Source organism: Corynebacterium tuberculostearicum, from assembly GCF_032821615.1.
Lineage (GTDB): Bacteria > Actinomycetota > Actinomycetes > Mycobacteriales > Mycobacteriaceae > Corynebacterium > Corynebacterium tuberculostearicum_H.
Map to the genome: position 1 here is coordinate 1 of NZ_JAVBIF010000003.1, position 24,579 is coordinate 24,579.

Below are 24,579 nucleotides of genomic sequence, written 5' to 3' on the forward strand. Positions count from 1 at the left end.
GCGGTAAGTCCCCAGTCGAGAACCGGGAGAGCACGACGCGCGCGCCGGGCGTCCGCGGTGAGCGCGAAGGGCGGGTGGATGGAAGGGGCGGGAGGGGGATTAGTCTTCGAGCTCGGCATCGAGGCGAGCCTGGTCGCGACGGTGCTGGCGGCGACGAATGAAGGGGGTGAGGATGAGGACGGCGATAACACCGACGGCGGTGCCGAGGAGGTAAGAGGCGGGGCTGTGGCCGTCGGCAGGCGCGTAGGCGTTATAGGCAATGCCGGCGAACATGGCAATGAGCGGGATGAAGTAGACGGCCATTGCGGTCCAATTTCGGCCCACTGGTGGGGTGGCGACGCGTTGGCGCATCCACGCGGTGCCGATGGAATTGCCGAGGATGGATGGTACGAGCGCGAGGAAGCACAGCATGCTCATTCGGCCGGGGAGGACCCAGGCGAGGATTGCGGCGACGACGAGCTCGAGGAATGGGATGAGAGTGATGCCAATTGCGCAGGCTTTATAGAGCGTGTCGCGTTCGAATTCATCGCGAGTGGCGCGCTCGATTTCATTGAGGGAGTAGTTGGCAATGGCGTTAATCATGTTGTTCGGCTCCAAAGATTTCTTCGACGGATTTACCTAGTTCGTGGCAAATGTCCAGTGCGAGGTGCACGGAAGGGGAGTAATTGCCCCGTTCGATATTGGCGATGGTCTGGCGGGAGACGCCGGCTTTTTCAGCGAGTTCGGCTTGTGATAATTCGAGCCAGCGGCGCCATTTGCGGACCATGTTGGGGTGGTCGGCCATCTGGACTCCTTTACTCTGTGTCTTGCTTACATGTCCTAATGTAAAGGATAATTGCCATTAAAGCAAATGTTTCACACATAGATGCCACTTCCAGTAGGGCTGAGCTGCTGAGGTCGGAAGCTCAGGGTTGCGGCCTTTTAGCACCTCAAGAGTGGCTTTGATAAGCAGGATGGCTTCGCTGAGGTGGTATTTGATGTCGTCGGCAGTAAAGCGCAAAACCGTATATCCGTGGGCGACGGCCGCGTTTTGCTTGGAACGGTCAGCTTGAAATGCCTCGCTGTGTTTGTGGTATTCCCAGCCATCGACTTCCACAAGGAGCTTTCCAATCCTGAGATCAAAGCGATACCCCGCGATGAGAGCATTGTGTTCTGGGAAAATTCCTTCAGTGCGCAGCTTTCTGCTTAAAGTGCGCTCCGGTGGGCTATCCGCTCCAATCGCGGCGTGCCGGATCGTCTCTTTTAGACTCCTTGGGACGCGCCGCATTCGCCGACGGTCCGTTTCTAGACGGCCGGGGCCGTGTTTTCCTCGGTAATGTTCTTCCAGAAGAGGCCTGCACGCACGCGAAATCCTTCGCGCGGCCCACAACGGTTGCACCACCGGAAGGCCGTTGACATTGTGCGTGGCTTGAAGTCGCGAGTGCGAAACGCGAAAGTTCTTCCCTTTTAAGGTGCGCGGTCCCTCCGCTTCCAGAGGAAACGTCAGCTGCCGGCCGAGGTAAATCTCCTGCGCTGTCTTTCCCGTGAAATGGATGCGGCTGAGCCCATGCGCCAGCGCCCGCGCCATCGCCCAGGGCGTCCATTCATCGGTATAAATCCCCCTGTGCACGCGAAAGAGCTTCCCCTCGCGAACCTTGCGACGAATCGCATCCTTGCTCAAACCTTGCCCGCGCAGTTCCGCGGTAGTCCATTCCCCCATAGGGCTTAACCTAAGCGGTCGTGTTGGGCTGGAGCTATGCGCGTCGCGGCATCCTGTGGATAACACTGGGTTTGGGGGCGATTTTCCGCTGCGTGGTCCGGATAGCTGTGGATAACTTCCCTTCGCGCTCACCGACGGCCTCGGTTGGCCCTGATTTGTGCTCCCCGTGAGCGCGGCGGGAGGGGCGTGGGCAGAGCTCGCCCTAGGCGCTCACCAGGTGACGAAAAAGAGAGACCCCGCCTCGTGCCGGTGAGCGCGAAGGGCGGGAGTGGCCGAGGGAGGACGGAGGGGCGAGGTGAGCCTCTGGGATAAGGGGCTAGGTGAGGGGCAGCGTCGAGGTCGGGTTGATGCCGCGAACCTTGGAATTGATAACGCCGGCGATGGCGAGCACCACGAACATGGCGGCGGCGGAGAGGAGTTGGGTGCGGGCGGTGGCGTCGGTAAGCATGAGCACCGCGATGGCCGCAAAGAGGGCGAGGGCGAACCAGGTGAGGTAGGGGAAGGCCCACATGCGGATGGGGAGGGGATGGAGGGCCTCGAGCTGGCGGCGCAGGCGCAGCTGGCTGACGGCGATGAAGACCCAGACGATGAGCAGGGAGGCGCCGGCGGCGTTGAGCATGAAAGTAAGGAGCCAGCCGGTGTCGGCGTAGTTGAGCGCGACCATGACGGCCGAGAGGAGGACGGACAGGCCGATGGCGGTGGTGGGAACGCCGTCCTTATTGGTGGTAGTGAAGATGCGCGGGGCCTCGCCGCGGGAGGCTAGGGAATGCATCATGCGGGAGGAGGCGTAAATCTGCGAGTTGAAGGCGGAGAGCAGCGCGAGGACGATGACGACCTCCATGATGCCGGCCGCGCCCGGGATGCCGGCGCGCTCGAGGACCATGGTGAAAGGAGATTCCGCGGCCGTGGAGGCGCCGCCCAAGATGGAATAGGGCAGGAGGAACGTGATGACGAGGACGGAGCCCAAGTAGAACACGGAGATGCGCAAGATGGTGGAACGCACGGCGTTGACTAGGGATTTTTCGGGATCTTCGGATTCGGCAGAAGCGATGGCAACCACCTCGATGCCGCCGAAGGCGAAGGCTACGGCCAACAGGCCAGCCGCGACGCCGCCGAGGCCATTGGGCATGAAGCCGTCCTCAAGGAAGACGGAGGTGCCGATGAAGGAATGGCCGGGCAGGAGGCCCAGGATGAGCAGCGCGCCGATGATGAGAAAGGCCACGATGACAACGACCTTAATGAGGGCGAACCAGTACTCGAATTCGCCGAAGCTGCGAACGCGCAGCAGGTTGACGATGCCGAAGAGGGCCACGCAGATGGCGGCGGGAATCCACGGCGAGACGTTGAACCAAGAGCCGATGAAGCCGGCCGCGCCGGTGATTTCGGCGCCCAGCACGGCGACGGTGGCTAGCCAATAAATCCAGCCCTGGGTAAAGCCCGCCCAGCGGCCGATGCCGTGTTCGGCGTATTCGGAAAAGGAGCCGGAGGCGGGGATAACGGTGCCCATCTCGCCCAGCATCTGCATCACCAAAATGGCCAGAAAGCCTGCGATGACGTAGGCGAGGAGCACGGCGGGGCCGGCGGCGGAGATGCCGACGCCGGTGCCCAAGAAGAGTCCGGCACCGATGGTGGAGCCTAGCCCCATCATCGTCAGGTGGCGGACCTTCAGGCCAGAACCGAGGGTGGAGGAGTTATCAGTCACCCCTCCATCTTATTTTGCCCGATTGAGCTATAGGAATCGGGGGTATTAATTCTTGTGCAGCTCGTCGTTAAGCGCGACGGCCTCGGCCTTCCACTCCACGGCCTCAACCGCACCGGAGACGGAGTTGCGGCGCAGCAGCATGCCGGAGGCACCGGAGAGCTGGGAACCCTTGACGTTCTCGCCATTATCAACGCCCAGTGCTTCCGCGACCTTGCCAAAGACGGTTACCTTGGTGCCGGCGGTGACGTAGAGGCCGGCTTCGACCACGGCGTCGTCGCCAAGCGAAATGCCAATGCCGGAGTTGGCGCCGAGGAGGCAGCGCTCGCCAATGGAGATGACCTCCTTGCCGCCGCCGGACAGGGTGCCCATGATGGACGCGCCGCCGCCGATATCGGAGCCATCGCCCACGACGACGCCCGCGGAAATGCGGCCCTCCACCATGGAGGCGCCGAGGGTGCCGGCGTTGAAGTTGACGAAGCCCTCGTGCATGACGGTGGTGCCCTCAGCCAGGTGGGCGCCCAGGCGCACGCGGTCTGCGTCACCGATGCGGACGCCGGACGGCACAACGTAGTCCACCATGCGGGGGAACTTGTCCACGGAGTAGACAACGACCGGGCCGCGGGAGGCCAGGCGTCCGCGCACCATCTGGAAATCGGACACAGCGCACGGACCGTAGTTGGTCCAGACCACGTTGTTGAGGTGGCCGAAGATGCCGTCCATATTCAGGCCGTGCGGCTTGACCGCGCGGTGGGAGAGGAGGTGCAGGCGCAGGTAAGCATCGTAGGTATCGACGGGGGCGTCATCCAGATCCTTGATGGAGGTCTCAACGGCGACGCGGGCTACGCCACGCTCCTCGTCTGGGCCTGCCAGCGCGGAGAACTGCTGGGGGACCTCCTCCAAGCGCTTAGTCTCGGTGGTCTCTACGTTCTTATCGGTGTATACGGCCGGGAACCATACGTCCAAGACGGTGCCGTCATGGGTAATGGTTGCTAGGCCGCGTGCGGATGCAGAAGTCATGCCCGCTAGCTTAGCAACTACTTCCGCGCCTCCGCGCGCTGGCCGGTGGGAAGCACGAAAGACAAGATGACGAGCACCGCGGCCAGGATGAGCACCGAGATGACCTGGTTGCGCGCGGCCGGATCAAAGAGCATCAGCAGGGTCAGTCCGGCCAGGGCGGCGGCCGTAACCCACGGAAGCCAGGGGAATCCGGGTACGTGGATCTCGGTCAGCTCGCCATTATCGCGCAGGACGGGGTGCAACTTGATAAAGGAAGCTACGATGAAGGACCAGATGACCAGCAGGCACCCTCCGACCGCGTTGAAGAGGAAGGCCAGAAGCCCTGGCGGGTTCCAGAACTGCAGGCCCACCGAAGCGAAGGCGAAGACCATGGACAAGATGACGGCGTTGATGGGGGAGCCGGCACGATTTTGCTTCAGGAAGAATCCCGGGGCGCAGTGGTCTTTGGCCATATCGAAGACCAAGCGGGAGGTGGCGTAAATCTGCGCGTTGAAGGCAGACAACAGTGCTAGGGCGATAATCGCCTCCATGAAGCCGGCCGCAAAAGGAATCTTGGCGGCCGCGAGCACCAGGGTGAAGGGGGAATCGGCCGCGACATCGGCGTCCTGGATGGAGCTAAATGGCAACGCCATGGTGATCACCACGATGGAGCCGATGTAGAAAATCATGATGCGCACGATGATGGCGCGCACCGCGGTGGCTACGTTGTGCGCCGGATCCTCGGACTCTGCCGCCGCGATGGTCACCAGCTCGATGCCGCCAAAGGCAAAGGCGACGGCCAGCAATCCGGCGGCGAAGCCAGGAATGCCATTGGGCAGGAAGTTCTCGGTGAAATTGGTACCGGCCAAGGAGACATCCATGCCCGGCAGGATGCCCAGCGCCATGAGCGCGCCGATGACGAGGAAGGCGACGATGACGCCGACCTTGATGATGGCGAACCAGAACTCGAACTCACCAAAACCGCCCACGGCCGCGAAGTTGACCACCGCGAAGAAGGCCACGGCAATAAGCGCTGGAATCCACGGGGCAATATCGAACCAGTTGGAAATGATGGCGGCCGCGCCGGTGATTTCGGCACCCATGACCATGATCAGCATGAACCAGAAAATCCACCCCATGGTAAAGCGCGCCCAGTGGCCATAGGCCTGGCCGGCGTAGGTGGAAAATGACCCCAAAGAGGGGCGGGCGGCGGCCATCTCACCGAGCATCCACATCACCAGTGCGATGAGCGCGCCGGCTACGGCATAGGAGATGAGCACGGAGGTGCCGGAAATCTGGATGCCGAGGCCCACGCCGAGGAAGAGACCGGCGCCCACGGCGGAGCCAAGGCCCATCATCGTGAGATGACGGGATTTCAATTGAGTGGCTTCGGCCATTGTTATCACCTTAGGGAGGACGAATTATTTGCAGTGAAGTGAACTTTACACAATGCGGTGAGCTGCGCGGAGCGCTAGCATGGCGCTTTGTGACTATAGATCTATATGCAGACCCCATCGAACTAACCAAGGCGCTCGTAGATATTCCGAGCCCCTCCCACCATGAGGAGGCCATCGCAGACGCCATCGAAGAAGCGCTGCGCGGATTGGACGTCGAGGTTGCCCGCTACGGCAATACCGTGTGCGCCCGCACGAACCGCGGGTTGGATTCCCGCGTGGTGCTCGCCGGCCACATTGATACCGTTCCGTTGGCAGAAAATGTACCGCATCACATGGAGACCTCTGAAGACGGGGTAGAGATTATGTGGGGCTGTGGCACCGTGGATATGAAGTCCGGTATGGCCGTCTACCTCAATGCTTTTGCCCAGCTGCACGAAGCGGACGAGCTTAAGCATGACCTCACCGTCATCGCCTACGAGGGCGAAGAAGTAGCCACTGAATTTAATGGCTTGGGCCACCTGCAAAAGGACCACCCGGAGTGGCTCGAGGGCGATTTCGCGCTGCTAGGCGAGCCCTCCGGCGCCATGGTGGAGGCCGGCTGCCAGGGCTCCATCCGCCTGCGCGTGACCGCCCATGGCACTCGTGCGCACTCAGCCCGCGCCTGGCTCGGCTCCAACGCAGCACACAAGCTCGCGCCCATCATGAGCCGCATCGCCGCCTATGAGTCCCGCGATGTCACCATCGATGGCTGCACCTACCGCGAGGGCCTCAACATCGTCCACCTCGAGTCCGGCGTGGCCACCAATACGCTGCCGGATGAGGCATGGATGTTTGTGAACTTCCGCTTTGCGCCGGACCGCACGAGCGACGAGGCGCTGGACTATATGAAGTCCATCATCGGCGAGGAAGAAGACGTCACCATCGAGATCGATGACATTGCACCGGCCGCCCAGCCCGGTTTGGGCCAGCCGGCGGCCAAGGCGCTTATCGACGCCGTCGGGGGCAACGTTCGCGCCAAGTACGGCTGGACCGACGTTGCCCGCTTCTCTGAAATGGGCACCCCGGCCGTAAACTTTGGCGCTGGTGACCCTGGGTTTGCGCATAAGAAGGACGAGCAGGTTCCTACCGCGCAGATCACCGAAGTATCCACCGCCCTCTTGAACTACCTGAAGGGATAGACCATGACCCCTGAGCAGATGCGCACCCTGCGCGGCCCGATGTTGCTGCGCACCGAAGGCGAGCAGGCCTCCACCTTTGATCAGCGGCTCTTGGAGTCCGGCGCGGACCATGAGTGGCAGCATGCTGATCCGTGGCGCGTCCTGCGCATCCAAGGCGAGTTCGTCGCTGGCTTCGATGCGCTTTCCAAGCTGCCGAAGGCCGTTACCGTCTTCGGCTCCGCGCGCACCACGCCGGAGGATGCGAGCTACCAGTTGGGCGTCGAGGTTGGCCGCAAGCTGGCCGAGCACTCCTATGCCGTCATCACCGGCGGCGGCCCCGGCATCATGGAGGCAGCCAACCGCGGCGCCCATGAGGCCGGCGGGCTCTCCGTGGGCCTGGGCATCGAGCTGCCCCACGAGCAGGGCCTCAACGAGTACGTCGACCTGGGCCTGAATTTCCGCTACTTCTTCGCCCGCAAGACGATGTTCTTGAAGTACTCCCAGGCCTTCATTTGCCTGCCTGGCGGCATGGGCACGATGGATGAGTTCTTCGAGGTCATGTGCATGGTGCAGACCGGCAAGGTGACCAATTACCCCATCGTGCTCATGGGCACCGAGTACTGGTCCGGCCTGCTGGAATGGATGGACAACACGCTCGCGGCCAGCGGCTATATCAACGAAGGCGACCGGGAGCTTTTCCTGCTTACCGACGACCCCGATGAAGCCCTCGCCCACATCATCCAGCGCCACCAAGTCATGAGCGATAAGCGCATCAGGGAGCCGCGTTGAGCCTCGCGCGTGTGATGGCGATTGTCAATCGCACCCCGGATTCCTTCTATGACAACGGCGCAACCTTTGACCTTGACCCAGCGCTGCGCCGCTGCGATGAGGTGATTGCGGCCGGTGCGTCAATCGTCGATATTGGCGGCGTGAAGGCTGGCCCCGGCAAGGCCGTGGACGCGGCGGAGGAAATCGACCGCGTGGTGCCGACCATCGAGAAGGTACACGAGCGCCACCCGGACGTGCTCATCTCCGTCGATACTTGGCGCAGCGAGGTGGCAGAGGTCGCCATCGCAGCCGGCGCCGGCCTGGTCAATGATACCTGGGCCGGTTGGGATCCCGAGCTCATCGAGGTCGCCGGCCACCACCGTGTGGGCTACGTGTGTTCGCACACCGGCGGCATCACCCCTCGCACCAGGCCGCATCGCGTCCACTTCGACGACGTGGTGGCCGATGTCATCGCGGAAACCACCCAACTGGCCGAGCGCGCCGCCTCCCTCGGCTGCCCGGAGGAACTGACCTTCATCGATCCCACGCATGACTTTGGCAAGAACACCTTCCACGGGCTCGAGCTCCTGCGGCGTATCGACGAGGTCGTGGCCACCGGCTGGCCGGTACTCATGGCTCTATCGAATAAGGACTTCGTGGGCGAGACGCTCGACCGCGGGGTAGGCGAGCGCGTGGCCGGCACCCTGGCCGCCACGGCGTGGTCCGCCGCCCGCGGCGTGGCCGCCTTCCGCGTCCACGAGGTGGCCGAGACCGCCGATGTCATCCGCATGACCGCCGCCATCCAGGGCAAGGTGGCCCCGCTAGCAACCACGCGAGGCCTTGCATGAGCGTCTCCGTAATCATTCCAGCGCTCAACGAGGAGGGCACCGTCGCGGACGTCGTGCGCGCCTGCCTCGCCGATGACCCCCTGGAAGTGCTCGTCATCGACGCCGACTCCACCGACGCCACCGCCTCCCGAGCTGCCGCCGCCGGAGCGGACGTGCGCAATTGGCGCGATATCCTCCCGGAGGGACCGCGCCCCGGTAAGGGCGAATCCCTCTGGCGCGGGGTTGCCGCGGCGAAGGGAGACATCGTCGTCTTTGTCGACGCCGACCTCGAATCCGCTGCACCCGGCATGGTCTCGGCCTTGGCCGCGCCCTTCGCCGACTCAGCGGTGGAGATGGTCAAAGCCCGCTACCGCCGCAGCCTCAACGGCCAGCCCACCGGCGGTGGCCGCGTGACCGAACTGACCGCCAAGCCGCTCATCAAGCAGTTCTTTCCCGAGCTCGCCCACATCGATCAGCCCCTCGGCGGCGAATACGCCCTGCGCCGCGCCACCGCCCTAGAACTGCCCTTTGTGGAGGGGTATGGGGTGGAAGCGGGGCTAATGGTGGACGTCGGCAAGCGGGGCACAATCGCACAGGTAGACCTGGGCACGCGGGTACACCGCAACCGGCCGCTGCACGAGCTGGCGCCGATGGCCGAGGTAGTCGCTCGCACGCTGCTCGCCCGCGCCGGGGTCATCGCTCCCGTTGCTCAACGCCCGCCGCTAAAAGGTAAGGTTTAAGCCATGCTGTCTTGGATTATGCTCCTCCTTGTCCTCATCGCCCTGACCGTCATCGGCACCTGGGTGTGGGGCTCCATCTTTGGCCGCGGCGAGGTCATGCACCCGCTCGACGAGCCGCAGAAGGTGCGCGAAAATAACCGCGCCGCCCTCCGCGAAGGCCGCCTTGACCAGGTGAAATTCGAGGTAGTTCCTCGTGGATACCGCCAGGACCAGGTAGACGATCTCCTCGCGCAACTGGAGGAACAACTATCTTCCGCGCAGAAAAGGTCTAAGCTGGAAGGAAAAGAAGTTAACTAAAGGAGACTCACTATGGCAGCAATGAAGCCGCGCACCACGGGCGGAGAAATGGAAGCAGTAGAGGAGTCCCGCAAAATCGTCATGCGCATCCCCTCCGATGGCGGCGGGCGCATCGTCATCGAGCTGAGCAAGGACGAGGCCGCCGAGCTCGGTTCCCTGTTGACCGAGGTTTCTAGCTAGTCTAGGCACATGCTTTCTCATATCGTCGACATTCTGGCCGATCCCAACGATGGCACCGCGCTTTCTGGTGCCGATGATTTCTCTCGCCTCGTTTCGGAATCCGGCCACTCTTATGATGTGGCCAAGCAGGGCTACGTCACCTTGGCCGCCGGCGCTGGACTCAAGCACAAGGGCGATGACATGGATATGGTCAACGCCCGCGAGACCTATTTGGCCATGGGCCACTTCGCGCCCTTCGTTGAGGCCGTAACCGGGGCCGTCCAGGACGCACTGGATTCCGCCTCCCTGGCCGAGTCCAAGCCCGCCTCCCTCCTCGAGGTGGGCGCCGGCACCGGCTACTACCTGGCCCACACCCTGGACTCCATCGCGGAGGCCCGTGGCGTCGGCCTCGACATTTCCCCGCACGCCGCGAAGCACTTGGCTAAGTGCCACCCGCGCGTCGGCGCCGTCGTGGCCGATGTGTGGGAGCGCCTGCCCCTCCGGGATGAGTCCGTCGACGCAATCTCCGTCGTCTTCGCCCCGCGCAATCCCGCCGAATTCCAGCGCGTGCTCGCCCCAGGCGGCCAGGTCATCGTCTTGACCCCCGGCGCCGGACACCTGGATGAGCTGCGCGAGCCGCTCGGCATCCTCGGCGTGGAAGAAGGCAAGGTCGAGCGCATGTATGAGCAGGCCGAGGGCTACCTCGAGCAGGCGGCCGACCCGGTCGATATCTCGTTCCCCATCGAGCTTGATAAGGCCTCCGTCGCCGCCCAGGTGGGCATGAGCCCGTCCGCGCGCCACATCAGCGCCGGCGAACTCGCCGAGCGCATGGGCGCACTGCCCCCGACGCTCACGGTCACCGCCCGCGCCCGCTTGGACCGCCTCCGCGCCGTCTAGCTCCCGGCCGGCCGCAGCCACCTCCACCGCCCTTCGCGCTCACCGGCAGCGCGTGGGGCGGTTCTTTCGTTTCCCCGTGAGCGCGAGGGGAGGTATTCGCCCTTGCCGCTCACCGGCACACGCTTGCCGACGCCCCAGCTTCTCCCCGTGAGCGCGAAGGACGCGTGTGAGGGAGCTAGGGGAGACGCAGCCCAGCGATGTGGATTGAAAACGAAATCCCCGCTCTTGCCGCTCACCAGGGGAGGCGGGACCGCGGTGGGCGGCCGCGCCGGTGAGCGCGAAGGGCGGGGGGAGGGACGGAGAGAGACGGGTTGGGTGAGGAGGGGCGAGCCAGGAGGATTAAAGCTTGGAGCCGGAGCGCTGCCAGTCCTGCTCGATGACGGCATCGCCGGAGGTCTCGACCCGCAGGCCGGAGCAGCCGCCTTCGAAGTAGACGCGGGAGGCCATGGCGATGAGACCGCCGTCGACGAAAACCTCGACCGTGGAGCCGTCTTGGATGATGGTGAGGGTATCGGAGTCGCCTTCGGCAAGCGTGGCGGTGGCGGGTTCGGAATCGGCGAAACAGTGGTCGAAGGCCTTGTTCATGGAGCGATCGAGGCTGATGTCATCGCCGGAGTGGCAGATGGTGGCGGCGGGGTCACCGGCGCCGTCGAGAAGCGTGACAGTCACGCAGGAACCGGAAGGGACTTCCATGACGCCGGTCCAGGAACGGGCGTAGTCGGAGAGCTTGACGGCATCGGGCAAGCCGGGGGCGGGGGCTTGGTAGAGGACGCCGCCCTCGAGGGTGACTCGGCGGGGCAGGGACAGGGCATTGGCCCAGCCTTCGGCCTCCCAGGAAGCGTGCTTGGTGGCGTCGTCGCCGCGGCCGTTGCCGTTGAGGAGGCCGACGATGACGGCCCGCTCGTAGCGCTGCTCTGGGGTGAGAGTGCCGGTGGTCGTATTGGTATTGCGCGGGCGGGAGAAGTCGTGGCCGAAGTCTACGCGGCGGAAGCCGGAGACCACGGTAAAAGTAGTGCCCTCCAGCCGGCCGACGAGGTAGCCGGAGACGTCGCGGCCGCCGCGCTCTAGGGTGACGAAGAGGACGTCGTAGATATTGCCGTCGACCTCATCGCGCAGGCGGACCAAGCGCGGCGAGACGACCGGTGGGATGGGCGAAGTGGCGGGGACCTCACCTTCGAGGAAGCCAGGGTCGCCGTCGAACTTGAGGCTGCCGCGCAGCCGCCAAGACACGCCATCGGCAGATTCGAGGATGACGGGAACCGGGGCGTCGGAGTGGCCGGTGAGCGCGAGCATGAGCCAACCGTCGTGGCCGTCATCGCGGTCCTCGGAGGCCCAATCGGGCACCACGGAGGGGGAGCGGAAGTGATCAAAGTTGCGGGTATTGCCTACGACCTCGCCAAAACGGACGACATTGGGGTCGAGGGCCTGGGGGTCATCGGAGACTTCGCAGATCTCATCCACGTCAGCGTAGCGGGCGAGGTGAACGGCGATTCCGGCGGCGGTCACCGAAGTGAAGTAGAGGTGGATATCGTCCGGGCCTTGGGCTACGGAACCGGCACGCAGGGAGAGCTCGCCGCCAACGGGGGCGAGGGCATCGTCGCAGTCCAACCAGTCAAAGGGAGACTCTTCGGAGTAGGTGTGTCCCCAGCGGGCAGGGGAGTCCGCGGTGGGGCGGTACTGGTGGAACAGGTGCCAGGTATCGCCGTCACGCAGGATTCCAGCGGGGGCGTCGAGGACGCCGTCTTCGGGGACAAAATGCAGTTCGGGGCGGTGAGTTGTCACGGCTATCCTTCCTTAAATCAGGCTGCGGTAGATATCGACGGTCTGGGCGGCAATGGTAGCCCAAGAGAAATCACGGATGGCGCGCTCTCGGCCGGCGCGGCCAAATTCCGCGGCGCGCTCTTTATCGGCGGCGACGTCATTGACGGCGGCGGCGAGGTCGGCTTCGAAGGCGGCGGTAGCGGCGGCGTCGTAAGGCACCAGCACACCGGTCTCGCCATCGACCACAACCTCCGGAATGCCGCCAACGTTGGAGGCGACAACGGCCGTGCCGCAGGCCATAGCTTCCAGGTTGACGATGCCGAGCGGCTCGTAAATGGACGGGCAAACAAACACATCCGCACCGGAGTAAATCTGCTGGACCTCGTTGCGCGGGAGCATGTCCTTGACCCAGAAAATGCCATTGCGCTGGGCACGCAGTTCCTCCACCAGCGCCTCGGTCTCCGCCGCGATTTCGGGCGTATCGGGCGCGCCGGCGCACAGCACCAGCTGGATATCCGGGTCGAATTTCTGCGCCGCCTGCAGCAGGTGCTTTACGCCCTTTTGTCGGGTAATGCGGCCAACGAAGGCAACGATGGGGCGTTGCTTATCGACGCCCAGCTTGTCCAACACATCTCCCTCTCGTGGCTGCCATAGCTCGGTGTCGATGCCGTTGAGGACGACGTGGACCTTGGAGGCGTCGATCCGCGGGTAGGCATCCAAGATGGAGTCCTTCATGCCGGCAGAAACGGCGATGACGGCGTCGGCATATTCCATGGCGTTCTTCTCGGACCACGAGGAGACGTCGTAGCCGCCGCCGAGCTGCTCGCGCTTCCACGGGCGGTGCGGCTCCAGCGAGTGGGCGGTGACGACGTGCGGAATATCGTAGAGCTGGGCGGAGAGGTGGCCGGCGAGACCCGTGTACCACGTGTGGGAATGGGCGATGTCGATGTCAGAGGCGGCATCGGCCATGCGCAGCCCAGTGGACAAGGTCTTGAGCGCGCCATTGGCACCCTCGAGTGCGGGGTCCACGCCGTGCACAAAAACGTCCTTTTCTTCGCGCGGGGAGCCCATGCAGTGCACGGAGACATCGATGATATCGCGCATAAAACGGGTGAGTTCAGCTACGTGAACTCCGGCTCCGCCGTAGATTTCCGGCGGGTATTCTTTGGAAAAGATTCCGGCTCTCATGCCCACCCAGAATACGTATCTCTGGTGCCGCGTGCAGAAATACGGGATGGGGGTAAAAATGTGCTTATATCTGCTGCGGAATGTGGGATTAGCGGTTAGGTTTGAAAACGTGAGAAGCCTGCCAAATGTCCTAGCCATCGTCCTCGCCGGCGGCGAGGGAAAGCGCCTTTTTCCCCTGACCGAAGACCGCGCCAAACCCGCCGTGCCTTTCGGAGGTTCCTACCGCCTCATTGACTTTGTCCTGTCCAATCTGGTCAATGCCGGCTACCTCAAGATTGCGGTGCTGACCCAGTACAAGTCCCACTCGCTGGACCGCCACATTTCCCAGGCGTGGAACTTGGCGGGGCCGACGCCGCAGTACATTGCCTCGGTGCCTGCCCAGCAGCGCCGCGGCAAGCGGTGGTACAACGGCTCCGCGGATGCCATTGTGCAGTCGCTGAACCTCATCTATGACGAGAATCCGGATTACGTCATCGTCTTCGGTGCGGACCACGTCTACCGCATGGATCCGGCGCAGATGGTAGAAGAGCACATTGCCACGGGGCTGGATTGCTCGGTGGCCGGCATTCGCGTGCCGCGCTCGGAGGCGACGGCCTTTGGCTGCATCCAGGCCGATGGCATGGGAACCATCACGGAGTTCGTGGAAAAGCCGGCGGACCCACCGGCCACGCCGGACGATCCGAATATGAGCTATGCCTCGATGGGCAACTATGTCTTTACGGCGCAGGCGCTTATTGACGCCCTCTTGGAGGACGAAAAGAACGAGGATTCTGCCCACGATATGGGCGGCGATATCATTCCGTACTTTGTGAAGCGTGGGCAGGCGCATGTCTATGACTTCATGGCCAATGAGGTGCCGGGATCTACCGAGCGCGATCACGGCTACTGGCGCGATGTGGGCACCATCGATTCCTTCTATGAAGCGCACATGGACATGATTTCGGTGCACCCGATCTTCAACCTCTATAACCGGAATTGGCCGATTCACTCCACGGATGATTCCAATTTCCCGCCGGCGAAGTTCGTGCAAAACGGCATCGCGCAGTCCTCGATGGTGGCGCCGGGCTGCATCGTCTCTGGCGGCACGGTGCGCAATTCCGTGTTGGCGTCTGACGTCCACGTGGCCGATGGCGCCACGGTCGAAGGATCGGTCATCCTGCCGGGCGTGCGCATCGGCCGAGGTGCGGTGGTGCGCCGCGCGATCCTCGATAAGAACGTCGTCGTCAGCGATGGCGCAATTATCGGCGTGGACCGCGAGCGCGATGAGGAGCGCTTCAAGGTTTCTGACGGCGGCGTGGTCGTCGTCGGCAAAAACCAGAGGGTTTAGAGCTTCGTTACGAGGGTGAGCCCGGACCCCAGCGGCAACCGGGTCACGCTCGCGCCCTCGAGCTCGCGCAGGTACTCGTCTGCTTCGCGGGCGGCGGCGGTGTCGCGGTCGGTCCGGGAGACGTCGGCAAGCGTGCCATCGAGCAAAGAATTAGCCAGGACCAGGGTGCCGCCCTGCTGCAGCAGTGGCCACGCTGCCTTGATAATGGCGGGCAGGTCGAGCGCGGCGACGTCGGCGTAGATGACCTGGTAGGCGTCATTAGCCAGACGGCCCATGACCTCGAGTGGGCGAGACGGCAGGAAGCGGCCGCGCGAAGGCGCATAGCCCGCCTCGCGGAAGGCAGTCTTGGCGCTACGCTGGTGCTCTGCCTCGGGGTCGATGCAGGTCAAGATGCCGTTATCGGGCATGCCGGCAAGCAGGTAGAGGCCCACCACATTGGCGGCCGGGGTGATCGCCACGGATTGGGGGCGTTCGGTGGAACCGGCGGAGGCGGCCGTCAGGGTGGTGAGCAGCTGGCCCGTAGATTCATCTGGAACCGGCAGACCGTACTCATCGGCGTGGTCGCGCGCGCCACGCAGGGCTGCGGAGGGCTCGCTGGTGGTCTCGATATAAGAACGCAGTGCTTCATATGCGGTAGTAGTCACGTAATAAACCATAGGGAAAAGTGGCTGCCGATGTGGCAAAAACGCGCCTAGCCAGCGAGGTTGTGGTGGGTGGGGATAATGTGACGGACTCACAGGAAATTATCAGCACTGTGGCTGGAGTTTCACCTTGAAGTATAGAAAGATGACATGCATGACAACAACGAAGCGCGATGCCGAATCCCTTCAGCCCGCCACCCCTGAGGCGGAGTTGACCGGTACCGCGGCGTTCGATGCCGGTGAAGCCGACATGCCCGCTTGGGGTGACCTGGTGGCCGAGCATGCCGATGGCGTCTACCGCTTGGCGTATCGCCTCTCCGGTAATCAGCACGATGCAGAAGACCTCACCCAGGAGACCTTCATGCGCGTCTTCCGCTCCCTGGATAAATACCAGGCCGGTACGTTTGAAGGCTGGTTGCACCGCATTACCACCAACCTCTTCTTGGACATGGTCCGCCATCGCTCCAAGATCCGTATGGAGGCCCTGCCGGAGGATTATGAGCGCGTGCCCGGCACGGATATGACCCCGGAGCAGGCCTATACCGTGGCCAACCTGGACCCAGCGCTGCAGTCCGCACTCGATGGCCTGGCTCCCGATTTCCGCGTGGCCGTGGTGCTATGTGATGTCGTAGGTATGAGCTATGACGAGATTGCGGAGACCCTCGGCGTCAAGATGGGTACGGTGCGCTCCCGCATCCACCGCGGCCGTTCGCAGCTGCGTGCGGCACTCGAAAAAGAAGCGCAAACCAATGCGGAAACCCGCATGCTGCTGCGCACGCGTTAAACCATCGCGCGCTAAACTCTAAAGAAACTGCATAGTCCCCGCCGTCGGCGGGGACTTTCCGTGTCACTGAAGGCCAAGCAACTAGTGGAGGAGGGTGTCGATGGACTCGCTGCGGGGACGCCGAACCTTGTCCACGCTGAGCGTGCGCGGCGGATTCGATGCCGCCCAGGCCAAGGCCCGCGATAAGGCGAAAGCTAAGGCGCGGCGCAGCGATACCATCGGGCACCTTGGCCCAGAGGCTGTCGTTGCCTTCGTAGACGGGGAGATGGAGCCGAAATTCATGCACCGCGTGCGCATCCACTTGGTGCACTGCGCCGAGTGCCGGGCGGATGTTCACCAGCAGCGCCATGCCTCAGAGTGGGTTCGCCACTGCGCGGATTCCGCTAAAGTCAAGGCGCCGCAATCCCTGCTGGCAAAGCTCGCGGGCATTGCCACCGAAGAGGTTGCGCCCGGGCCGGATGCGACAACGCCCGTGCACCGGCCGCAGCAGGATTTCTTGGACAAGGTGGAAATGGTGGTTCGCGCAATCAAGCACAATCAGCGCGGCTAAGAGTGAGGGACTAGTATTTAACCGTGTTTTCTTCCATTGGTTGGCCCGAGATTTTCGTCATCGTGCTCTTGGGCATCATCGTCATCGGCCCGGAGCGCCTGCCCGAGGTGATCAAGGATGTGCGCGCGGCCATTTACGCGGCCCGCAAGGCCATCAATAACGCCAAGGCGGAGCTCAATGGCGAGATGGGGTCGATTACCTCGGAATTCGATGATATCCGCGGCCCGCTCACCCAAGCAGCCCAGTGGACGCGCCTCGGCCCGAAGGGCGCAATTACCAAGGCGCTTTTCGACGGCGACGATTCCGCCTGGGACGATTTCAACCCCAAGAAAATGGCAGAAAACGTCAAGACCGCTACCGCGCCACAGGAGCCGGAGGAACAGCCGCAGCCTCAACCGCAGCAGCAGCGCCGCCCGAGCTTCGACTACTCCCAGGTCTATGCCGAGCAGCCGCAGCCAGAGCCTCAGCAACGCCCTCAAGCGCCCCAGCCAACGGAGCAGCCCGCGCCAGAGAGAAAGCCGCCACGTGGTGGGGAAGAATCCACCGGCGGCGGCTTGTGGGGCGATGTAACCTAAGGCGTTAGTTCACGCCCAAGTTGAGGTTTTTGCCCATCAGGGAATCAGAACGTATGGCCAGCTTATCGGCCACTGCCTGGATCTGTTGGGCGGCGGGGGACTCGGGGGAATCGAGAACAATCGGTGTGCCGGCATCGCCACCGCTGCGCAGGGTGGGATCCAACGGCACGGAGGCCAGCAGTGGCACCTCATGGCCCAAGATGACGCCTAGGCGATCGGCCACAATCTGTCCGCCGCCAGAGCCAAAGACATCCATGGTGGAGCCATCCGGCATCACCATGGCGCCCATGTTTTCAATTACGCCGGCCACGCGCTGGCGGGTCTGCTGGGAGATGGATCCGGCGCGCTCTGCCACCTCGGCCGCCGCGGCCTGCGGGGTGGTGACAATGAGTAGCTCCGCATTCGGGATGAGCTGGGCTACGGACAAGGCGACGTCGCCAGTGCCCGGAGGCAGATCCAAGAGCAGCACGTCGAGGTCGCCCCAGAAAACGTCAGCCAGGAATTGCTGTAGCGCGCGGTGGAGCATGGGGCCGCGCCAGACTACCGGGGCATTACCCTCCACAAACTGACCGATGGAAATGTGCTTAATGCCATGAGAAATCGGCGGCAGCAGCATCTCATCATCGAGCACAGTCGGCCCGTCGGTGCAGCCCAAGAGGTTAGGGACGGAGTGGCCGTAGATATCGGCGTCCACAATACCAACCTTGAGGCCCTTCTGGACCAGCGCTGCAGCCAGGTTGACGGTCATGGAGGATTTGCCCACGCCGCCCTTGCCGGAGGCCACCGCGAAAACGCGAGTGGTGGAATCCGGCTTTGCAAACGGGATTTCCGGCTCGGCCTGGCCGCCGCGGAGCTTCTTCTTGAGCTCGCGACGCTGCTCATCGCTCATGGCTTCCATCGTCACCGTGACGTTTCCAACGCCCTCGATATCCTCTACCGCGGCGCGGGTATTGGACTCGATGGTGGACTTCATGGGGCAGCCAGCGATGGTGAGGTAAATTTCCACGGCTACGTCATTACCAGTGACGGTAACGGACTTCACCATGTTGAGCTCGGTGATGGGGCGGCCGATTTCGGGGTCTTCGACGCGGGAGAGTGCCTCGCGTACGGCGGATTCAGTAATAACGCTAGACATAACTCTTGCCATCTTAGTCACGCCGCAACAGGAGGTAAACACACCCTCGGTGTAGAATCAGCTAGACGCTCACGCGCCGCTAACTAAAAGGAGAAGAGTATCGCTATGCGCAGCTTTGCCCGTCCCGCCCGCACCATTGTCGGTGTGGTGCTGTCCGCAACGCTGCTTTCCGGCTGCTCTTCCCAGTTCGATACCAACCCCTTTGCCGAGAGTCCCCAGAGCGAGCCCATTGGCATTTTGGTGGATACCAATGAGACCGACCAGCTTGTCCTTGCGGAAATCTTCCGCCAGGAGCTGATGGGGCAGGGCCGCGAGGCGTCCATTGTGAAGGAAGACATCTTCCAAGAGACCAAGGGTGGGCGTTCCATGAACCCGGGCGGCAATTTCTATGTGGGCTGCACCGGCGCGTTCCTTAATATCCTCAATCCCGGTGAGGCGCGGGCGATTTCTAAGGATTACAAAAAGGCACAGAAAGCCTCCGAGCCCGGCGGCGAGGACTACCTGGCCCGCACCCACATTGCGCTCATGTCGAGCTTGCCCACGGATACCACCACGGTCGAGCCTTCCGGCGCCAGCGGCTGCGAGGAGGCTGAGCCCGAGTTGCCAGAGAATTTCGTGGTGCTCTATCAAGACGATCTTTTCGACCGCGAAGAGCGCCAGGCCGTGGCCTCGCTGACTAAGTTCATTACCCAAAAAGACCTCTCTGACATGGTCGAAGAGGTAGAAAACGACGACTCCAGCGCGGAGAAGGTCGTACGCTCCTGGATGAATTCCTCCGGTGGCGACATCGCCCATGAAGAAGGCGACTCCGATTCTTCCGGCGGGTCGAATCTCACTGGTTCTTAATATTTGACCGTTGGCAGGTTTGTTTGAGTTTCCCGGGCTTGTTGGCAACTTGGAGCTCCTGATGGGACCAACACCTCCACAGGATCAAGGACACGTGTGACTCGATATGGAACCATTCTGGGCTCGTGAATACCGACGCTAGTGCTTTTCATTGCTCCCGGGTTTGAGTGACAAGCATCCGCGACACGATTGGACATATCGAGTAAGCGCGCTAATTCTTAACCCGCTCCCTTGGCGCTCATGGGAAAGCGACCGCCAAGACAATAGTGTTCCGCTGGTGAGCGCGAAGGAATCGGAGATGAGAAAAGACGTGAGAGGGCAAGAACGCCGAGGGAGTGCTCCGGTAGAAGCAAGAACAGAAGCTTTACTAATGCTGGTGTCGGCATGAATAAACCCCAGTGAGGAGGTCCTCACTGGGGTTTAAACGGGGTAGAGGCGACTAGATGTCGAAGGCCTCTTCCAGCAGGTTCTTCTGCTCAATCTGGTGCACCTTAGCGTTACCGGTGGCAGTCGAGGACTGTGCGCGGCGGGAAACGCGAACCAGCTCCGGCATATCCGGAATCAGGGTGCGCAGGTGCTCGTTGTAGAACGGCCATGGGCCCTGGTTGGCTGGCTCGTCCTGAACGAAGCGAACCTGGGTGGCATTCGGGTAAGCCTCGAATGCTTCGCGCAGGCGGTTGAACGGAATCGGGTGGAGCATCTCCACGCGGACGATGGCGATGTCATCGCGGCCATCGGCCTCGCGCTTCTTCTCCAGATCCCAGTACAGCTTGCCGGAGACTAGCATGATGGTCTTGACCTTGTCGGTATCGCCGACCTTCTTGCCGTTGACATCAACGAAGTTCGGGTCATTGATAACGGACTGGAAGCGCTTGACCTCGGTGAAGTCTTCCACAGCGGAGGTGGCCGCCTTGTTGCGCAGCATGGACTTCGGGGTGAAGACGACCAGCGGACGCTTCATCTCACCGAGTGCCTGGCGGCGCAGCAGGTGGAAGTGGTTAGCCGGGGTGGAAGGCTGAGCCACGGTCATGGAACCCTCAGCGCACAGCTGCAGGTAGCGCTCGATGCGGGCGGAGGAGTGGTCCGGGCCCTGGCCTTCGTAGCCGTGTGGCAGGAGGAGTACCAGGCTGGACAGCTGGCCCCACTTGGCCTCACCGGAGGAGATGTATTCGTCGATGATGGTCTGGGCGCCGTTGGCGAAGTCACCGAACTGTGCCTCCCAGGCCACGAGTGCGTCTGGGTTGCCCACGGTGTAGCCGTACTCGAAGCCCATGCCGGCGTACTCGGTCAGCGCGGAGTTATAAACCATGAACTTGCCGCCGTTGCCCTTGGAGGTGGCGATGGCGTGCATCGGGTTGTACTCGTTGCCGTTGCGCGGGTCGAAGGTGACGGCGTGGCGCTGAGTGAAGGTACCGCGACGGGAATCCTCGCCAGCCAGGCGGACAACCTTGCCCTCGCCGGCCAGGGAACCGAAGGCGATGAGCTCGCCCCAGCCCCAGTCGATGCCGCCCTCACGGGAGGACTTCTCGCGCTCCTTGGCTACCTTGCCCACGCGCTTGTGGTACTCGAAGTCCTCTGGTGGGTTGCCATAAGCGGCGCCCAGCTCGGCGAGCTCCTCGGCGGTAATGGAGGTATCCAGGCCGCGGGTGAGCTCCTGGGAGGAGGTGATGCCGGTCTGCTCCTTCGGGCGAGCCTTGCCAGCTTCCTTGTGCTCAGCAAAGACGGATTCCATCTGGTCGTGGAAGTCGCGTGCGGCTGCCTCGGCGTCTTCGGCGGAGAGGTCACCACGGCCGATGAGGTCGTTGGTGTAGTGCTCGCGCACTGCCTTGTGCTCGTCGATGACGGAGTAGAGCTCCGGCTGGGTCATGGACGGGTCATCGGCCTCGTTGTGACCGCGCAAGCGGTAGACCATGAGGTCAATGAAGACGTCCTTGCCAAACTGGCGGCGGTACTCGGCTGCCATCTGACCAACCCAGACAACTGCCTCTGGGTCATCGCCGTTGACGTGGAAGACCGGGCAGTCGAAGCCCTTGGCCAGGTCGGTGGCGTAGTGGGTGGAGCGGCCGGAGTCCGGGGTGGTGGTGAAGCCCACCTGGTTGTTGACCACGATGTGGACGGTGCCGCCGTTGGTGTAACCGCGCAGCTGGGACAGGTTGATGGTCTCCTGAACAATGCCCAGGCCGGTGAAGGAAGCATCACCATGCAGCATGACCGGAACAACGGTGTGGCCCTCTGGGCCCTTGTCCAAGATGTCCTGCTTAGCGCGGGCGATGCCCTCCATGACCGGATCGACGGCCTCGAGGTGGGATGGGTTGGCGGCAAGGGTGACCTTGATTTCGCCATCGCCAAACATCTGCAGGTGGTGGCCCTCGGAACCCAGGTGGTACTTCACGTCACCGGAGCCGCCGAGCTGGCCGCCCTTGTAGTTGCCGTCGAACTCGCCGAAGATATCGGCCAGTGGCTTGCCCACGATGTTGAAAAGGACGTTTAGGCGGCCGCGGTGCGGCATGCCGATGACGACCTCGTCCAGATCCTGGCCGGCGGCGGTATCAATGATGGAATCCAGCAGCGGGATGAGGGTCTCGGCGCCCTCGAGGGAGAAGCGCTTCTGGCCCACGTACTTGGTCTGCAGGAAGTTCTCGAATGCTTCTGCGGCATTGACCTTCTGCAGGATGTACTTCTGCTCCGCGTTGGTCGGCTTCGGCATGCCCGCCTCCAGGCGGTCCTGCAGCCAGCCGCGCTCATCGCGGTCCAGGATGTGGGTGTATTCGGAGCCGACCTTCAAGGTGTAGGCGGCGCGCAGGCGGGACAGCACCTCGCGCAGGGTCATCTGCTCCTTGCCACCAAAGCCACCGACGTTGAAGGTGCGGTCCAGATCCCAAATGGTCAGGCCGTGGGTCGCGATGTCGAGGTCGCGGTGGTCCGGGTTAGGCAGGCCCGGCTGTACCCAGCCCAGCGGGTTGGTATCGGCCAGCAGGTGGCCGCGGGAGCGGTAAGACTCGATGAGCTGCATGACGCGGGTGTTCTTGTCCACGCCGGAGTTCGGCACGTCCTGTGCCCAACGGAACGGCTCATAAGGCACGCCCATGGAGGAGAAGAGGTCGTCCCAAAAGGCGCCGTCGACAAGCAGCTGGCCAATGGTGCGCAAGAACTCGCCGGACTCTGCACCCTGGATGACGCGGTGGTCATAGGTGGAGGTCAGGGTAACCAGGCGGCCGACGCCCAGGTCTGCCAAGCGGTCCGCGGAAGCGCCAGCGAACTCGGCCGGGTAATCCATAGAGCCCACGCCGATGATGGAGCCGGCGCCCTTAGTCAGGCGGGCGATGGAGTGGCGGGTGCCGATGCCGCCTGGGTTGGTGAGGTTAATGGTCACACCAGAGAAGTCATCCATGGTGAGCTTGTTCTTGCGAGAACGGGTAACGATGTCCTCGTAGGCCTCAACAAACTCGGAGAAGGACTTGGTCTCGCACTCCTTGATGGCGGCGACGACCAACGCGCGGGAGCCATCTTTCTGCGGCAGGTCAATGGCCAGACCCAGGTTAATGTGCTCCGGCTGGATGACATAAGGCTTGCCATCCTTTTCCTCGTAGCGCACGTTCATGTCAGGGTGCAGCTGTACGGCCTTAACCATGGCGTAGCCGATGATGTGGGTAAAGGAGATCTTGCCACCGCGAGTGCGCTTGAGGTGGTCATTGATCATGGAGCGGTTTTCCCACATGAGCTTGACCGGCATATCGCGCACGGTGGTAGCGGTAGGAATCTCCAGGGATTCCTCCATGTTCTTCGCAATGGCCTTGAACATGCCCTTGAGCTGGTGCTCCTCGCCGCCCTTGTAGTCTTCGATGCGGTCGAGCGGGGACTCGGACTTCTTCACGGACTGCTTGGCCTTAGCGGACTTTTCCTGCGCCTTGGCCACGGACTTATCCACGTTGGTCTCGCGGGCCTCCTGCTTGCGGGCGGTAGTCGTACCCTCAGTCTTCTTCGCGGCAGGCTTAGACGGCTTCTTCGGGGCTTCCTTGGCAGGTGCCTCAGACTTGGGCGCGCCGTTTGCTTCGAAGTAGTCGCGCCACTCCTTATCTACGGAGCTAGGGTCCTTGGAGTACTGCTGGAACTGCTCGTCTATCAGCCACGCATTGGGGCCGAAGATATTCGATGTGCTCACGGCAGGTATTCGCCTCATTTCTCTGCTTTAAAATGGTCGTTTATTCGACTTTAGTGCGGCCTTTGCACGAGCGCATGCGTCACTCGCCAAAGAGTCTGCCTACATGATACGGGTCATACCCCTAAACTCACTATGTTAGGGGTATCAATTGCCCCACTTATCGGTTCCCGGCTACCCCTAGGCTTGGGTGAGGGGAGAAAGCTGCTCGCTGGCGTGCTCGATGACCTGCTTGGCCAGCTTGCGGTTGGCGGTAGTGCCGAGCACGGCGCCGATGCCCATGGGCATGAGCTTGCTGATCCACGCCCACTCCAGGCGCTTGGTGATCTGCTTGGTAAAAAGCTTGGTCAGGCGGCCGTTGATTCCAGACAGCGTCGGGCCGGAGAAACGGGACAGGCTAGCGGCCGAGCGCATGCCCGCCACGCTATTGAGATCACCCACAAAGGTATCCACCAAAGCGGAGCCCTTCGAACCGGTCAGCACCAAAAGTACAAGGGCGCGGCGGCGCTCGGGGGACTTGATGTCATCGCCATGCAGGTAGGCCGAAGCCAAGATGTACCACGCGGTCGCCTCCAAAAAGACCACGGATTCGCCGGCGATGGTAGCTGCGCCGGTTACCAAGCCAACACCTGGGATGGCAGCGGAAGCGCCCGCGGCCGCACCCGTGCCGGAGGTGATATTGAGGAAGTGTTTGTCAATGAGCTCCTGCAGCTGCTGCGGGCTCGCGTCCTTATTGCGCTTCTTCAGGTTCTCGACGTACTTGATGATGACACCGGACTGCACGGCTACTGCGCGGTCCAGGGAATTGAGTAGGGCAGAGGTAAAGCGGTTGGTATCTTCCGGATCGATGTCATAGGTATCGACGGTGTCGACCTCGGTGGAGTGGTCCTTTTTATCTTTAGTAAATAAACCCATGTGTCTTTCTCTTTCGCTAAAACTTATCTGCGCCCAGCATAGTAAAGGCTCTATTAATG

The 24,579-nt window shown here is 62.6% G+C and carries 24 protein-coding genes; 12 read left to right on the plus strand and 12 right to left on the minus strand.

Annotated features, from left to right (window positions below; all coding sequences use genetic code 11):
- Positions 1 to 99 precede the first annotated feature (99 nt).
- From RAE09_RS03780 to RAE09_RS03805, 6 genes are all read right to left on the minus strand, one after another.
- Positions 100 to 582 (minus strand): transcriptional regulator, encoded by a 483-nt coding sequence (locus RAE09_RS03780; RefSeq protein WP_150851695.1) that lies wholly within the window; start codon positions 580 to 582, stop codon positions 100 to 102.
- Positions 575 to 784: a helix-turn-helix transcriptional regulator gene (locus tag RAE09_RS03785; protein ID WP_049377975.1), complete on the minus strand. Its 210-nt coding sequence runs from the start codon at positions 782 to 784 to the stop codon at positions 575 to 577. The genes RAE09_RS03780 and RAE09_RS03785 overlap by 8 nt, the downstream gene beginning before the upstream one ends.
- Positions 785 to 841: 57 nt before the next feature.
- Entirely contained in the window at positions 842 to 1,699 is an 858-nt protein-coding gene (locus RAE09_RS03790) for a type IV toxin-antitoxin system AbiEi family antitoxin domain-containing protein (protein ID WP_150851326.1), read from the minus strand.
- A 316-nt stretch (positions 1,700 to 2,015) separates the two neighbouring features.
- Positions 2,016 to 3,347, minus strand: a complete 1,332-nt coding sequence (locus RAE09_RS03795; RefSeq protein ID WP_394371991.1) for an amino acid permease — start codon at positions 3,345 to 3,347, stop codon at positions 2,016 to 2,018.
- 99 nt (positions 3,348 to 3,446) lie between these two features.
- Positions 3,447 to 4,418, minus strand: a complete 972-nt coding sequence (dapD, locus tag RAE09_RS03800) for a 2,3,4,5-tetrahydropyridine-2,6-dicarboxylate N-succinyltransferase (RefSeq protein ID WP_239277886.1) — start codon at positions 4,416 to 4,418, stop codon at positions 3,447 to 3,449.
- A gap of 17 nt (positions 4,419 to 4,435) precedes the next feature.
- On the minus strand, positions 4,436 to 5,794 hold the full coding sequence (locus tag RAE09_RS03805; protein ID WP_316980993.1) for an amino acid permease: 1,359 nt from the start codon (positions 5,792 to 5,794) through the stop codon (positions 4,436 to 4,438).
- An 89-nt stretch (positions 5,795 to 5,883) separates the two neighbouring features.
- On the opposite strand from RAE09_RS03805, the gene dapE reads away from it, so the two are divergent.
- From dapE to RAE09_RS03840, 7 genes are read left to right on the plus strand one after another with little or no spacing between them, the layout of a single operon-like run.
- Entirely contained in the window at positions 5,884 to 6,972 is a 1,089-nt protein-coding gene (dapE, locus tag RAE09_RS03810) for a succinyl-diaminopimelate desuccinylase (protein ID WP_316980994.1), read from the plus strand.
- A gap of 3 nt (positions 6,973 to 6,975) precedes the next feature.
- Complete coding sequence (locus tag RAE09_RS03815; RefSeq protein WP_005323540.1) at positions 6,976 to 7,740, plus strand: LOG family protein; 765 nt, start codon at positions 6,976 to 6,978, stop codon at positions 7,738 to 7,740.
- Between the two features lie 14 nt (positions 7,741 to 7,754).
- Complete coding sequence (gene folP / locus RAE09_RS03820; protein ID WP_316981090.1) at positions 7,755 to 8,567, plus strand: dihydropteroate synthase; 813 nt, start codon at positions 7,755 to 7,757, stop codon at positions 8,565 to 8,567.
- Positions 8,564 to 9,286, plus strand: a complete 723-nt coding sequence (locus RAE09_RS03825) for a glucosyl-3-phosphoglycerate synthase (protein WP_316980995.1) — start codon at positions 8,564 to 8,566, stop codon at positions 9,284 to 9,286. Before folP ends, RAE09_RS03825 begins: the two co-directional genes overlap by 4 nt.
- 3 nt (positions 9,287 to 9,289) lie before the next feature.
- Positions 9,290 to 9,583 carry a DivIVA domain-containing protein gene (locus RAE09_RS03830; protein WP_005327512.1) on the plus strand — a complete coding sequence of 98 codons (294 nt, stop codon included), beginning with the start codon at positions 9,290 to 9,292 and terminating at the stop codon, positions 9,581 to 9,583.
- 12 nt (positions 9,584 to 9,595) lie between these two features.
- Entirely contained in the window at positions 9,596 to 9,763 is a 168-nt protein-coding gene (locus tag RAE09_RS03835) for a DUF3117 domain-containing protein (RefSeq protein ID WP_005323535.1), read from the plus strand.
- 9 nt (positions 9,764 to 9,772) lie between these two features.
- Positions 9,773 to 10,639: a methyltransferase domain-containing protein gene (locus RAE09_RS03840; RefSeq protein ID WP_316980996.1), complete on the plus strand. Its 867-nt coding sequence runs from the start codon at positions 9,773 to 9,775 to the stop codon at positions 10,637 to 10,639.
- Positions 10,640 to 10,978: 339 nt separating this feature from the next.
- On the opposite strand, the gene RAE09_RS03845 is transcribed toward RAE09_RS03840, so the two are convergent.
- Both RAE09_RS03845 and glgA read right to left on the minus strand, forming a co-directional pair.
- Positions 10,979 to 12,421, minus strand: a complete 1,443-nt coding sequence (locus RAE09_RS03845; RefSeq protein WP_316980997.1) for a GH32 C-terminal domain-containing protein — start codon at positions 12,419 to 12,421, stop codon at positions 10,979 to 10,981.
- A gap of 12 nt (positions 12,422 to 12,433) precedes the next feature.
- Positions 12,434 to 13,588, minus strand: a complete 1,155-nt coding sequence (gene glgA, locus RAE09_RS03850) for a glycogen synthase (RefSeq protein ID WP_316980998.1) — start codon at positions 13,586 to 13,588, stop codon at positions 12,434 to 12,436.
- A 109-nt stretch (positions 13,589 to 13,697) separates the two neighbouring features.
- Between glgA and glgC the strand changes: the two genes are divergently transcribed.
- Positions 13,698 to 14,915 carry a glucose-1-phosphate adenylyltransferase gene (glgC, locus tag RAE09_RS03855; protein ID WP_316980999.1) on the plus strand — a complete coding sequence of 406 codons (1,218 nt, stop codon included), beginning with the start codon at positions 13,698 to 13,700 and terminating at the stop codon, positions 14,913 to 14,915.
- On the opposite strand, the gene RAE09_RS03860 is transcribed toward glgC, so the two are convergent.
- Positions 14,912 to 15,559, minus strand: coding sequence for an O-methyltransferase (locus tag RAE09_RS03860; RefSeq protein ID WP_316981000.1), 648 nt, complete (start codon positions 15,557 to 15,559; stop codon positions 14,912 to 14,914). The genes glgC and RAE09_RS03860 overlap by 4 nt on opposite strands.
- Before the next feature lie 151 nt (positions 15,560 to 15,710).
- Between RAE09_RS03860 and sigE the strand changes: the two genes are divergently transcribed.
- The 3 genes from sigE (at position 15,711) to RAE09_RS03875 (ending at position 17,465) form a co-directional block, all read left to right on the plus strand.
- Positions 15,711 to 16,340 carry an RNA polymerase sigma factor SigE gene (sigE, locus tag RAE09_RS03865; RefSeq protein WP_005323510.1) on the plus strand — a complete coding sequence of 210 codons (630 nt, stop codon included), beginning with the start codon at positions 15,711 to 15,713 and terminating at the stop codon, positions 16,338 to 16,340.
- A gap of 100 nt (positions 16,341 to 16,440) precedes the next feature.
- Positions 16,441 to 16,890: an anti-sigma factor family protein gene (locus tag RAE09_RS03870; protein WP_316981001.1), complete on the plus strand. Its 450-nt coding sequence runs from the start codon at positions 16,441 to 16,443 to the stop codon at positions 16,888 to 16,890.
- 23 nt (positions 16,891 to 16,913) lie between these two features.
- The gene (locus RAE09_RS03875; RefSeq protein WP_316981002.1) at positions 16,914 to 17,465 is read left to right on the plus strand and encodes a twin-arginine translocase TatA/TatE family subunit; all 552 of its coding nucleotides are present in this window, start codon (positions 16,914 to 16,916) and stop codon (positions 17,463 to 17,465) included.
- Positions 17,466 to 17,469: 4 nt separating this feature from the next.
- Here the strand turns inward: RAE09_RS03875 and RAE09_RS03880 are convergent, their stop codons facing one another.
- Positions 17,470 to 18,600, minus strand: coding sequence for an Mrp/NBP35 family ATP-binding protein (locus tag RAE09_RS03880; protein WP_316981003.1), 1,131 nt, complete (start codon positions 18,598 to 18,600; stop codon positions 17,470 to 17,472).
- 105 nt (positions 18,601 to 18,705) lie between these two features.
- Between RAE09_RS03880 and RAE09_RS03885 the strand changes: the two genes are divergently transcribed.
- Positions 18,706 to 19,446 (plus strand): hypothetical protein, encoded by a 741-nt coding sequence (locus RAE09_RS03885; RefSeq protein ID WP_316981004.1) that lies wholly within the window; start codon positions 18,706 to 18,708, stop codon positions 19,444 to 19,446.
- A gap of 439 nt (positions 19,447 to 19,885) precedes the next feature.
- On the opposite strand, the gene RAE09_RS03890 is transcribed toward RAE09_RS03885, so the two are convergent.
- Both RAE09_RS03890 and RAE09_RS03895 read right to left on the minus strand, forming a co-directional pair.
- Positions 19,886 to 23,608: a multifunctional oxoglutarate decarboxylase/oxoglutarate dehydrogenase thiamine pyrophosphate-binding subunit/dihydrolipoyllysine-residue succinyltransferase subunit gene (locus tag RAE09_RS03890; protein ID WP_208853980.1), complete on the minus strand. Its 3,723-nt coding sequence runs from the start codon at positions 23,606 to 23,608 to the stop codon at positions 19,886 to 19,888.
- Between the two features lie 177 nt (positions 23,609 to 23,785).
- On the minus strand, positions 23,786 to 24,520 hold the full coding sequence (locus tag RAE09_RS03895) for a hypothetical protein (RefSeq protein WP_316981005.1): 735 nt from the start codon (positions 24,518 to 24,520) through the stop codon (positions 23,786 to 23,788).
- Positions 24,521 to 24,579 lie beyond the last annotated feature (59 nt).

Bases quoted from the DNA above. Each gene is read 5' to 3' on its own strand.
- RAE09_RS03780 (WP_150851695.1), bottom strand. From the start codon at position 582: ATGATTAACGCCATTGCCAACTACTCCCTCAATGAAATCGAGCGCGCC.
- RAE09_RS03785 (WP_049377975.1), bottom strand. From the start codon at position 784: ATGGCCGACCACCCCAACATGGTCCGCAAATGGCGCCGCTGGCTCGAA.
- RAE09_RS03790 (WP_150851326.1), bottom strand. From the start codon at position 1,699: ATGGGGGAATGGACTACCGCGGAACTGCGCGGGCAAGGTTTGAGCAAG.
- RAE09_RS03795 (WP_394371991.1), bottom strand. From the start codon at position 3,347: ATGATGGGGCTAGGCTCCACCATCGGTGCCGGACTCTTCTTGGGCACC.
- dapD (WP_239277886.1), bottom strand. From the start codon at position 4,418: ATGACTTCTGCATCCGCACGCGGCCTAGCAACCATTACCCATGACGGC.
- RAE09_RS03805 (WP_316980993.1), bottom strand. From the start codon at position 5,794: ATGGCCGAAGCCACTCAATTGAAATCCCGTCATCTCACGATGATGGGC.
- RAE09_RS03815 (WP_005323540.1), top strand. From the start codon at position 6,976: ATGACCCCTGAGCAGATGCGCACCCTGCGCGGCCCGATGTTGCTGCGC.
- folP (WP_316981090.1), top strand. From the start codon at position 7,755: ATGGCGATTGTCAATCGCACCCCGGATTCCTTCTATGACAACGGCGCA.
- RAE09_RS03825 (WP_316980995.1), top strand. From the start codon at position 8,564: ATGAGCGTCTCCGTAATCATTCCAGCGCTCAACGAGGAGGGCACCGTC.
- RAE09_RS03830 (WP_005327512.1), top strand. From the start codon at position 9,290: ATGCTGTCTTGGATTATGCTCCTCCTTGTCCTCATCGCCCTGACCGTC.
- RAE09_RS03835 (WP_005323535.1), top strand. From the start codon at position 9,596: ATGGCAGCAATGAAGCCGCGCACCACGGGCGGAGAAATGGAAGCAGTA.
- RAE09_RS03840 (WP_316980996.1), top strand. From the start codon at position 9,773: ATGCTTTCTCATATCGTCGACATTCTGGCCGATCCCAACGATGGCACC.
- glgA (WP_316980998.1), bottom strand. From the start codon at position 13,588: ATGAGAGCCGGAATCTTTTCCAAAGAATACCCGCCGGAAATCTACGGC.
- sigE (WP_005323510.1), top strand. From the start codon at position 15,711: ATGACAACAACGAAGCGCGATGCCGAATCCCTTCAGCCCGCCACCCCT.
- RAE09_RS03870 (WP_316981001.1), top strand. From the start codon at position 16,441: ATGGACTCGCTGCGGGGACGCCGAACCTTGTCCACGCTGAGCGTGCGC.
- RAE09_RS03880 (WP_316981003.1), bottom strand. From the start codon at position 18,600: ATGTCTAGCGTTATTACTGAATCCGCCGTACGCGAGGCACTCTCCCGC.
- RAE09_RS03885 (WP_316981004.1), top strand. From the start codon at position 18,706: ATGCGCAGCTTTGCCCGTCCCGCCCGCACCATTGTCGGTGTGGTGCTG.
- RAE09_RS03895 (WP_316981005.1), bottom strand. From the start codon at position 24,520: ATGGGTTTATTTACTAAAGATAAAAAGGACCACTCCACCGAGGTCGAC.